Source organism: Natrinema sp. H-ect4, assembly GCF_041894845.1.
Classification (GTDB): domain Archaea; phylum Halobacteriota; class Halobacteria; order Halobacteriales; family Natrialbaceae; genus Natrinema.
Map to the genome: position 1 here is coordinate 316,034 of NZ_JBHDYC010000003.1, position 10,521 is coordinate 326,554.

General features: G+C 66.4%; 12 protein-coding genes. 5 read left to right on the top strand and 7 right to left on the bottom strand.

What is annotated here, in order from left to right; genetic code table 11:
* Nucleotides 1-70: 70 nt before the first annotated feature.
* The 4 genes from ACEWFR_RS06885 to ACEWFR_RS06900 are packed head-to-tail and all read right to left on the bottom strand — an operon-like array spanning nt 71 to nt 3,058.
* On the bottom strand, nt 71-280 hold the full coding sequence (locus ACEWFR_RS06885; RefSeq protein WP_374060328.1) for a CbaC protein: 210 nt from the start codon (nt 278-280) through the stop codon (nt 71-73).
* A complete protein-coding gene (locus ACEWFR_RS06890; RefSeq protein ID WP_374060329.1) occupies nt 281-2,032 on the bottom strand; it encodes a b(o/a)3-type cytochrome-c oxidase subunit 1 in 1,752 nt (583 codons plus the stop codon).
* Nucleotides 2,025-2,837: a cytochrome c oxidase subunit II gene (locus ACEWFR_RS06895; RefSeq protein WP_374060330.1), complete on the bottom strand. Its 813-nt coding sequence runs from the start codon at nt 2,835-2,837 to the stop codon at nt 2,025-2,027. The genes ACEWFR_RS06890 and ACEWFR_RS06895 overlap by 8 nt, the downstream gene beginning before the upstream one ends.
* Nucleotides 2,834-3,058: a hypothetical protein gene (locus tag ACEWFR_RS06900; RefSeq protein WP_098724617.1), complete on the bottom strand. Its 225-nt coding sequence runs from the start codon at nt 3,056-3,058 to the stop codon at nt 2,834-2,836. The genes ACEWFR_RS06895 and ACEWFR_RS06900 overlap by 4 nt, the downstream gene beginning before the upstream one ends.
* 99 nt (nt 3,059-3,157) lie before the next feature.
* On the opposite strand from ACEWFR_RS06900, the gene ACEWFR_RS06905 reads away from it, so the two are divergent.
* The 3 genes from ACEWFR_RS06905 (at nt 3,158) to ACEWFR_RS06915 (ending at nt 6,948) form a co-directional block, all read left to right on the top strand.
* Entirely contained in the window at nt 3,158-3,388 is a 231-nt protein-coding gene (locus ACEWFR_RS06905; RefSeq protein ID WP_374060331.1) for a cytochrome-ba3 oxidase subunit, read from the top strand.
* A gap of 126 nt (nt 3,389-3,514) precedes the next feature.
* Nucleotides 3,515-4,381, top strand: coding sequence for a sulfite exporter TauE/SafE family protein (locus ACEWFR_RS06910; protein ID WP_374060332.1), 867 nt, complete (start codon nt 3,515-3,517; stop codon nt 4,379-4,381).
* Nucleotides 4,382-4,383: 2 nt separating this feature from the next.
* Nucleotides 4,384-6,948 (top strand): heavy metal translocating P-type ATPase, encoded by a 2,565-nt coding sequence (locus ACEWFR_RS06915; RefSeq protein ID WP_374060333.1) that lies wholly within the window; start codon nt 4,384-4,386, stop codon nt 6,946-6,948.
* Nucleotides 6,949-7,014: 66 nt separating this feature from the next.
* Here the strand turns inward: ACEWFR_RS06915 and ACEWFR_RS06920 are convergent, their stop codons facing one another.
* Both ACEWFR_RS06920 and ACEWFR_RS06925 read right to left on the bottom strand, forming a co-directional pair.
* Nucleotides 7,015-7,251, bottom strand: coding sequence for a CDGSH iron-sulfur domain-containing protein (locus tag ACEWFR_RS06920; RefSeq protein WP_374060334.1), 237 nt, complete (start codon nt 7,249-7,251; stop codon nt 7,015-7,017).
* Nucleotides 7,252-7,594: 343 nt separating this feature from the next.
* Complete coding sequence (locus ACEWFR_RS06925) at nt 7,595-8,323, bottom strand: lipoate--protein ligase family protein (protein ID WP_374060335.1); 729 nt, start codon at nt 8,321-8,323, stop codon at nt 7,595-7,597.
* Nucleotides 8,324-8,381: 58 nt separating this feature from the next.
* Between ACEWFR_RS06925 and ACEWFR_RS06930 the strand changes: the two genes are divergently transcribed.
* A complete protein-coding gene (locus ACEWFR_RS06930; RefSeq protein ID WP_374060336.1) occupies nt 8,382-9,272 on the top strand; it encodes a hypothetical protein in 891 nt (296 codons plus the stop codon).
* 244 nt (nt 9,273-9,516) lie between these two features.
* Nucleotides 9,517-10,014, top strand: a complete 498-nt coding sequence (locus ACEWFR_RS06935) for a PaaI family thioesterase (RefSeq protein WP_098724610.1) — start codon at nt 9,517-9,519, stop codon at nt 10,012-10,014.
* A gap of 100 nt (nt 10,015-10,114) precedes the next feature.
* Here ACEWFR_RS06935 and ACEWFR_RS06940 read toward each other — a convergent pair whose 3' ends face one another.
* Nucleotides 10,115-10,279, bottom strand: coding sequence for a hypothetical protein (locus ACEWFR_RS06940; RefSeq protein WP_374060337.1), 165 nt, complete (start codon nt 10,277-10,279; stop codon nt 10,115-10,117).
* Between the last annotated feature and the right edge of the window lie 242 nt (nt 10,280-10,521).

Consider the following 10,521-nt stretch of genomic DNA (forward strand, 5'->3'; position numbering starts at 1 on the left):
GAACCGATGACCGTCTCCGATACTCCCGATGCGTAGTAAACGGAGAACCGAGCAAGAAACAGCGCGAGCCTCAGTTCGAACTTGAGGGCTCGGCCTCGGCGTCACCGTTGGGCGGCCACACCGCCCAGAGCACCAGCCCGAGGATGAGCACTACGCTCAGCCCGAGCGACTCGAGGATGGACAGTTCGATGCCGAACCACGAGAGGGCCGTTCGGAGCTCGACGATAACTGGCACGAGGACGGCGATAACGACCAACAGCGCGCCCTTCGAGATGCGCATCTAGGGAACCACCTCCCGGATGGACTCGAGGACGAGTGCGCGACCGGTCTCGATGCCGAGCTGGAAGCCGTCGATACCGGAGCCGAACAGACCGCCCCCGTCGATGATGCTCGCCAGCGGGAGCGTGTACGCGAAGATCACGAGGACGACGGCGATCGCGGTCCAGAGCGCGAGGTTGTCGAGGATGGCCGGCGAGTCCTCGGGGCCCGAGAGCGTGCCGGCAAAGGTGTTGTCGGGGATCGCGTCGCTGGTCTCGTTGAACGAGGTCATGACCATGTTCAGGAGGAACAGGGCCAGCGACACGGTCAGTAACACCGCGCCGAGGGCGACCTGCGCGTTGATCTCGCCGACGGTGCCCACGGCGGGCTCGAACTCGAAGCCCTGGTACTGCGGTTCGGCGGTCCGGCGGGGCATCCCGAACAGCCCGGATCGGTGCATCGCGTTCGACATGAACGTCATCCCGATAAACCAGAGCAGTACCTGCCCCAGCGCGACCGAGCGGTTCCAGAGTTCCTTGCCGGTCAGCTGCGGAATGAACCAGTAGGCGGCCGCCATGAAGGTCAACGCGACGGCGGTGCCGACGGTCAGGTGGAAGTGGCCGACGACCCACCACGTGTTGTGGACGAGGTAGTTGATGTTCATCCCCGCGTTGATCATGCCGGAGAAGCCGGCCGCGGCGAACATCAGCCCCGCGAGCGCCATGCCGGTAAAGATCGGATCGCGCCAGGGCAGCGCCGTGAGCCAGCCGACGTAGCCCTCGCCGCCGCGCTGGCGCGCACCGTGTTCCATGCTGGCGACGACGGTAAAGGCGGTGAGCAGGCTCGGCAGCAGGAGGAACATCGTGTTTGTCATCGCGATGAACTTGAACCCTTCAGCGATGCCCGGATCCAGATACTGGTGGTGGATTCCCAGCGGCGTCGAGAGCAACAGGAATAGCACGAAGACGACGCGTGCGAGCGGGTCGCTGAACAGTTTGCCGCCGGAGAACTTCGGCAACATCGTGTACCACAGGATGTACGTCGGCATGAGCCAGAAGTAGACGACTGCGTGGCCGAAGTACCAGAACAGCGTTCTGGTCAACAGCGGATTGACGGAGTCGACGAGCCCCAGCGACCACGGCAGCAAGAAGACGAGGATCGACAGCGCGACGCCAAGCGTACAGATGTACCAGAACAGCGTCGTCGTCAACACCATGAACGTTGGGAGCGGGATCCGTTCGTCGGGGTTCTCGCTCCGCCAGGCCCACCACGTTCGGAACCAGTCGACCCCGGCGAGCCAGGAGCCGACGACGAACAGCACCAGCCCGATGTAAAAGAAGGGGTGTGCCTGCAGCGGCGCGTAGAACGTAAAGAGGACGTCTGCGTACAGTTCCGAGCCGAGTACCACGGGCGGTTCCTCGAGGAATCCGGCGAAGATTGTGACGCCGACCAGCACCGTTCCGACCACCATCATGGCGTACCAGCCCCACGTGAATCGAATGTCTTCGACACCGCGATCGAGGCTGGTCGTCACCGCCCAGGTAAAGACTCCCACGAGGAAGAAGATCGTGAACGAGATCGCCAGCAAGACGCCGTGGGCGGTCAGAACGGTGTAGTAGTCCGGCGACTCGAGGAACCGGAAGACGTCCGTCCGGTGGAGCGCCTGCACGAGGCCGAGCGAGCCGCCGATCGCCAGCGCGATGAAAGAGCTCCAGAACGCCGCCTTGATCACGCGCGCTTCGGTCGGGAACTGGTCGACGTAGGCGTTACGCATCGCCGTCACCTCCGTCGGAACCGCCGTCATCGCCGGCGGTCGCGTCGGTGACCGTGAGCGTTCCGGTCTCCTCGTAGCCGTCGACGGTGACCGTCCAGTCGTACTCGCCTGGCTCCAGTTCGGCGGTGTCGACCGGGAACTCCACGGTCTCGCTACTGTCGCCCGAGACCGTCACATCGCGTTCGTCCGTCTGGTCGCCGATCTCGAGGGTTGCGGTCGTCTCGAGGTCGGTTTGCATCCCGTTTGACACGGTCGCGTTGATCGTTGTCTCGTTACCCGCCGCGACCTCGTCGGGGGCCTCGACGGACAGCTCGGTCAGGTCGAACTCGTCTTCGGGGACGACGTTCAGTTTCCCCTCCATCGTGTGGTGGAACTCCCCGCAGTACTCGTTACAGAGAATGCCGTACTCCCCCGTTTCGTCGAACTGGACTGTCATCTCCGAGACCTGCCCAGGGACGACCATCGTGTTGACGTTCGTCCCGACGACGGAGAAGCTGTGTGTCACGTCTAGGCTCGTGACGTAAAACGTGACCTCGCTGTTGGCCGGCACTTCGATCTCGCTCGGTGAGTATGACCACGCCTGCGCGATGACGGCCACCTCGTACTCGTTGCCGCCGACGTGTTCGACGCCGGGGTCGTCGAACCGCTCGTCGTCGGCGACAGCGTCCGGACTGATGTCACCGCCTTCGTCGTTTATCATCGCGATGCCGGGGCCGATCGCGCCGTACGTGATCGTCGCGATGAAGCCGACGATCAACACCATCGACGCGACCAGCCAGACCTTCTCGTAGGTGTGAATGTTCATGCCAGCCCCACCACCGTGAGGAGCGCGCCGATCACGGTCGGGCCGTTCCCGAGGAACTCAACGAAGTACATGAACAGCCACAGCAATACAAGTATCACGAAGTAGATCGCGATCAGGATCAGCGTCCCGATCGGATCATACTCGTCGTGACCGATCGTCCGAACGTGTTCGGGATCCTGTTGATGTGTTCCAGAATCCTGTTGGTGTGTTTGAGAGCTCATACGGATGAGTAGGGTAAGGGGGTGACTTACGGCCAGCCGTTATTCCCGAACCGTGAAAATAGCAGGGGGTATTAAACGTCAGTCCTTCCCAGTACCGGTATGGCCCTCGAGACAGTTACGCCCCGACTCGCGGCGACCGTGGGGCTACTCGCGATCGTCCCGGTATTCATCTACGGCGTTACCGACTCGGGACTTGCCGGTGCCGTCAGCGCGATTAACGTGGTTCTCATCATCGGCTCGCTGTACCTCGCGATGTCGCCGGTCGAGGGAACGCACGGCGCCGACCACGGACACGATCACGGTGGCGACGGAAACGGCACAGCCGGCTGATTCGTCCCGCCGGATGACACCCGTTGTACTCGAACCGACACCGCTCGTGACCGCTCGTAACCCTCGCACGCGTATCGACACCGCTCGTGACTCTGCCCGTAACCGTTCGTAATCGTTCGTGATATCATGTCAGCCGCATCGACCGCCCCCGTACTCGGCGCGCCACTCGAATACGGCCGGCTTTCGGCCGTCCCTCCGCTGATCGAAGCCACGGGATCGGGGACCGGACTCGAGCGTGTAAACCTGCTCGTGCTCTTCGTCGTCGGACTCCTCGCGGGTGCACACTGCCTGGGAATGTGCGGGCCGCTTGTGACGACCTACGCCGACCGAATCGGTGCCGCGAGCGACAAGCGCCGCGACGATACGCTCACCGGCTACGAGGTGCGCCAGCACGCCCTGTTCAACCTCGGTCGAACGGCCAGTTACGCGGCCATCGGCGGCCTGTTCGGCCTGCTGGGCGCGGTCACGATCGCCTCGAGCGAGGCCGTCGCCGCGGTCGGCGATGGCGTCAGGGGCGTGACAGGGATCCTCGTCGGGATTGCGATCATCGCGAGCGGGCTCTACTACGTGCGGGGGCGGACCGCCGTCCCCGGCCACGATCTCCCCGTCGTGGGCGCGCTGTTCCGTCGCCTCTCGGGGCTGCTCTCGAGTCGGGTCGATCGACTCGCGACGTCGCCGGGGATCGTGGCGCTCGGCGCGGTCCACGGGCTCATGCCGTGTCCAATCATCTACCCGGCCTACCTCTACGCGTTCTCGCTCGGCTCGCCGACGCGCGGAGCGCTCTCGCTGGCCGTCCTCGGACTCGGGACGATCCCCACGCTGTTCGCCTACGGCACCGTCATGACCACGATCGGCGCGGAGACGCGCGTGCGGCTCCACCGCGGGCTAGGCGCAGCGTTCATCGTTCTCGGCTACATTCCCCTCTCGCACGGGCTGATGCTGTACGGAATCCACCTCCCGCACCTGCCGCTGCCGTACACCCCACTGTTCTAACGATGGCACAGGACTCACCGCCGACCGCGCGCTCGTCCGGATCCGCAACGGAGACCGACGGCTCGAGCGCGGCCGGCGAACCGAGCGCCGGTACCGACGCTGACACCGACACCTGCGACCTCTGTGACCTGCCGACTCCCGCGGAGCCGATCGTTGCCTCCGACGTGAACGGAACCTTTTGCTGTCGGGGCTGTCTCGAGGTCCACCGAACCCTCGAGCGAGCGGACGATGCGCCGGACGAGTCGGCGGTGCAATCGAGGCTCGACCAGCGAGACCGGGCCGGGGACGACCGCGATCGCGACCGCAATCTCGACGATCTCGACGGCGAGGACGCCTTCCTCGCGGTCGATGGCATGCACTGCTCGACGTGCGAGGCCTTCCTCGAAACGACCGCCGAGCGCGAACCGGGTGTTCTCGGCGCGACGGCGAGCTACGCGACGGACACGATCCGGCTCGTCTACGATCCCGACCGGCTCGCAGCCGACGACCTTTCCGATCTCGTCTCCGGCTACGGCTACACCGCGTCCGATCGATCGGCCGCCGACGGTGACGCGGGAGCCGACGACGGCCTCGCCCCGCTCTTGCTGGGCGGCTTCTTCGGGATGATGGTCATGGTGTGGTACGTCCTGTTTCTCTACCCGACCTACTTCGACCTCGAGCCGGTCGCCGACTTCGGCGGCTACGAGACCGCGTTTCTCTCGGCGAACATCTGGCTGTTCACGTCGTTTATCCTCTTCTACACCGGCTACCCGATCCTCCGGGGCGCGTTCGTCAGCCTCCGGGCGGGACGGCCGAACATGGACCTGCTCGTGGCGACGGCCGCGCTCGGCTCGTACGGCTACAGCGCAGTCGCCGTACTGCTCGGTCACAGCCACCTCTACTTCGATGTCACCGTCGCGATCGTCCTCGTCGTCACCGCGGGCACCCACTACGAGACGTCGGTCAAGCGCCGCGCGACCGGACTGCTCGCCGAACTAACCGAACGGCAGGTCGACGAGGCCCGCCTCGAGAGCGGCGAGACCGTCCCGCTCGAGGCCATCGAGCCCGGCGACCGGCTCCTCGTCCGACCCGGCGAGCGGGTTCCCCTCGACGGCGAGATCCGAGAGGGATCCGCCGCCGTCGACGAGTCGCTGATCACCGGCGAATCCCTGCCCGTCGGGAAGGGGGCGGGTGATTTCGTCCGCGGCGGCACCGTCGTCACCGACGCCCCGATCGTCGTCGCGGTCGGCGACGAGGCCGAGAGCACTCTCGATCGGCTCGTCTCCCTGCTCTGGTCGATTCAGAGTTCGCGGCCGGGCGTCCAGCGGCTCGCTGACAAACTCGCGACCGTCTTCGTTCCGCTGGTGGTCGTCCTCGCCGTCGGGACGGCCGCCGTCTCGCTCGCGACCGGCTCGAGCGCGTCGACGGCGCTGCTGCTCGGGCTGACGGTCGTTATCGTCTCCTGTCCGTGCGCGCTCGGGCTCGCGACCCCGCTGGCGATCGCCGCGGGCGTCCAGACCGCCGCCGAGCGGGGGATCGTCGTCGCCGCAGAGACGATCTTCGAGGACGCGCCAGACATCGACGTCGTCGTCCTCGACAAGACGGGGACGCTCACGACGGGGACGATGGCCGTCGAGAGCGTTCACACGGTTGACGACGGCGACGAGGGCGTTCACATGGCCGACGGCGGCGACGAGGGTGTTCACACGATCGACGACGGCGATAGGGGTGTGAGTGACCGAGTCGCCGACGAACTGCTCCGGCGCGCCGGCGCGGTCGAAGCGCTCTCCGAGCATCCGATCGCGCAAGCCGTGGCCGACGCCGCAGCCGACCGCGCGGCGAGCGACACCGTCGCGAACAGCGCCGTCGAGGCATTCGAGCACACCGACCGCGGCGTCAGCGGCCTCGTCGACGGCGAACGCGTCGTCGTCGGCCACCCCGACTTCCTTCGGGAGCGTGGGCTCGCGGTTCCCGACTCCCTCGAGCCTCGGATCGACGACGCTCGCGCGGCCGGCCGCGTCCCGGCCGTCGTCGGCTGGGGCGGTCGCGTCCGCGGGCTGATCGTCGTCGGGGACTCGCCCCGCGAGGAACTGGACGATGCCCTCGAGACGCTCGCCGACGGACGCGAGGTCGTCGTCCTCACCGGCGACGAGGGACCGGCGACCGAGGCGTTTCGCGCGCTTGCGGGCGTTGACGAGGTCTTCGCCGGCGTGCCGCCGGAAGCGAAGGCCGAAACCGTCGACCGGCTTCGGGCTCGAGGAACGGTCGCGATGGTCGGCGACGGGAGCAACGACGCGCCCGCGCTGGCCGCTGCAGACGTCGGGATCGCGATGGGCGGTGGGACCCAGCTCGCGACCGACGCGGCCGATGCGGTGATCGTCGGCGACGATCTCACGGCCGTCGCGGAGACGTTCGACATCGCGACGAGCACCCATCGGCGGATCCGCCAGAACCTCGGCTGGGCCTTCGCCTACAACGCGGTCGCGATCCCGCTGGCGGTCGCCGGCCTCTTGAACCCGCTCTTTGCCGCCGTCGCGATGGCTGCGAGCAGCGCGCTGGTCGTCTGTAACTCCGCGCGTTCGATGTGAGGGTCTCGATCACGCGAGTGACACAGCGGACTCGAGTTCCGACGCGGTGAGTCGATCGTCGCGGGACTACTCGTCGCTGCTATCGGTCGTCACGACTCGCTCGACTTCCCGGCGCTCGCCGTCCTCGTAGACGTAGGTTGTTCCATCGTCCTCGTCGATCGTCGCCCGATGGCTGCCGTCACAGAACGGAAACGAGTCCGACAATCCGCACTGGCAGACCGCGATATCTCCCTTTTCATCGTCGATATCGGACGGCTCGAGTCTGCGTGGCCCGCTCTCCTCGAGTTCGACCAGTCGTGTCATCGGGCACGTCTCGGGCCGCCGCGTTCAAAACGCTTCGCTCGAGTGGAGATCACGCTCTCGAATCCGGTTTAGCCGCTCACTATCTCCTGTGAATGGAACAGTGGGTTCTGCGAGTGACTGAGTGAGATGAAGCGACCTGCTATCGTGGCAACAGGGAATCGCCACGCCCTCCCCAGCCGATTCGCTCACGCCTCCGGCGTTCGCTCATCCCTCGCGCAATGTCATCGGCCACCCTCACTGACGTTCGGCCGGCCGACAGCGCGCGCCACCGCATGCCGGTTGGCTGGTATCGAGTGATCCGCGGTTTCCCCGTACTCACCGGTAGTCTCTCATCCGCTGCTTTTCAGTGGCTCCTCTCGTCTCCGTCACCGAGGCCCTCGAGCGAAACGGCCGTCGCATCGCCGACCAGCGCGTCCTCAATCGCGGTCCGAACCCTTGCTGGATCGGCGGGGCCGCCCGCATTCGCGATAGTCCCTATCGACGCCGACTCGAGGGGCACCCCGAGCGCGTCGTAGACCGGCTCGAGCACGCCCGCGAGTTCCTCGCGGTTCGCGACGAGGACGACGCCGGCGACGAGGGCAGCGCCCCGTCGGACGCGCTGGGCGATGCCAACGACCTTCCGTCGTTGCCGCCCGCCGGTGTTCGCGTCCACCACCGACAGCGAGTGCGTCCCGGGACAAAACGAGTCGTCGGGTTCGCCTCGAGTCGGCTCGAGGCCCAGCGTATCGAGTGCTCGCTCGAGATCGACTGTCACACGCTCGTAGCGCTCGGTCGTTCCGGTTCGGTCGTCCGCGAGCGGTTTGGCGCGAGCGAACGCCAGCGTCGTCTCCCCGTCGTAGGCGACTGCTCTCCCCCCGACATCGCGCTCGAGGGGTGGAAATCCGAGCCCGCGTGCGGCCCCGCAAGCGAGATCGTATCCCTCGAGACGGGCGTCCCGACGACCGAAGGCGACCTGCTGGTGTGGCGTCCAGACGCGGACGGCTGGCTCGCCGTCGGCGGCGATCGAGAGCAGCCGTCGACTCGCGTCTCGGTCGGCCGCGAGCGTGTCCCTCCGTCCGCGAACGACGCGCATACCGAACCGTTGAACCCGGTGAGACTAAACGCTCCCGCCGTCCAGATCACGATGAACGATGGCCGTCACGCTTCCCGAGACCGTGCTGGCGCGCTACGAGCGATTTTCGCTGTACAACTCGCCGTACCCCGCCCACGACGGGGGCTGTGCGATCGATCTATATCCCGGGACGCTGACCGACGGTCGAACCACCGCTGCGCCGAGCCCGGTCGCCGGCACCGTCCGGGAGACGCGCACCGTCCGCGCGCCGCCAAAACCCTACGCGCCCGAGCACGATCACCTGATTCTGCTCGAGCCCGCGGATTCCGGCCCGCTGTCCGGGCTGACGGTCCGAATCCTCCACGTCGACCCCTCGGTCCAGGCGGGCGACCGGGTCGAACCGGGCGACTCGCTGGGCCGACTCGTCCGGGCTGGCTTCTTTGCGCCGTGGGTCGACAACCACCTCCACGTCGGCGTTCGCGGGCCGGATCAGAACCCCTATCGAGCGACTGGATCGCTCCCGATCGAACTCGGGGTGTCGGTCCGCCCCCTCGAGTGGGACGGCACCGGCCGAGTCGTCTCGAGCGGCGACACGTACGCGGTCCTCGACGCGCCCGCACACCCCGACCCGGGAACCGAGTTCGTCGGCGTGCGAGCCGACGGCGGCGGCGTTCTCGACGGCGGACTGCCACACTACGACGGCGGCGGACTGCTCGAGCCGACCGATTCGCCCGCGGGGAACGGAGCCGATCACGTCGTCTCGCTGAACGGCGACCGACTCGGCGTGGCCGACGGCCGCACGATCGCGTGGGACGACGTGACCGTCACGGCGAACGGCGAGACGATTACCGGACTCTCCGTGTTTTGCGCTCGAGACGAGGACTTCGGTGCAAAGCTGATCTGTCCGGATCGCGAGTTCGAACGCGGCGAGCGGGTTCGGGTGCGCGTTCGCTCGAGCGGAGACCGTTGACGTCCCCGACTGAGTCCGTCCGCCGCCGCAGGACCGACGATGGTATAGTAGCCACTGAAACGATTCACACACTGATCAGACAGCTGTCGGTCGAGCAGGCGTGCAATGACTTGCAGTGGCTACTATAGCGTCTCCCCGGCCCGTCCGCTTGAGCGTCGTCTCCAGTTCGCGGCCGAGTGAACGCCCGACAACGGACAGGTCTGGAAACGTAGCTGTCAAGAACGTCGCCGACAGACGGATGGCTATGACCGACGGCGCGCCGACGATGGATGCAGTCGACGAGTTCGACGACCCGGAGGCGATGCTCCAGTACTTCCTCGAGGAGAATCAGGAGTTCCTCTCGTGGCTCGGCACGACCGTCGACAACGTCGGCGAGGGGACGATGACGATGTCGATCCCCTACGACGAGAAACTGACGAACACGCGGCCGAACGCCGCGCCCGACGAGCAGGCGGATCTCCACGGCGGTGTCGCCGCCACCCTCATCGACACCGTCGGCGGCCTCTCGCTGCGGACGGCGATGGACGATCCCTTCGGGACGCGGATCGCGACGATCAACCTGAACGTCAACTACCTCCGGCCGGCGACGGGCGATCTCGTGGCGACCGCGGACGTGATCCGGGTTGGCGGCAGCGTCGGCGTCAGCGAGATCACCGTCGAGAGTACGGCACCCGACGGCGAGACGAAAGCTGTCGCGATCGGACAGGGCGCGTACCGGGTCTTCCGCGAGAACTCGACGTAGCCACTCTCCGTTTCTCGGATCGTCCCGGCGGTTCACCGTTTCGGTCTCACCTCATTCGGGTCCGTTCCCGCGGATTCGCGAGCGTCTCGACGCTCGGCTGTCAGGAGTCGGCGGTCAGTACCCGAAGGCGAGCGATGGAGAACGCGACCACGAGCGCGAACGGGACGGCGTACAGATAGTCGCCGAGCGAGGCAAAGTACCAGAACGCGTACGCGCTGATCCCGACGCCGATCAGATACACCGGTCGTAACCGTCGTTCGTTCATTCGAAATCCCTCAATCCGATCTCGAGTCGCAGTTCGCTCACCGGTTCGACAGGCTGCGATCGACGCGCTCTCATACGCCCCCGTTCGATCGGCGGCATTGAAAAGGGATGCATTGGCCGCGGGGATGGCGTGACGCGCTGCACACCCGATTCCACGACAGGAGCGCGGTTCTCGGTCACGGTTCTCGCTCACTGCGTTCGCTCACGGCTCACTTCGCTCGCCGTTCGCGTTTCCGCGGTTCT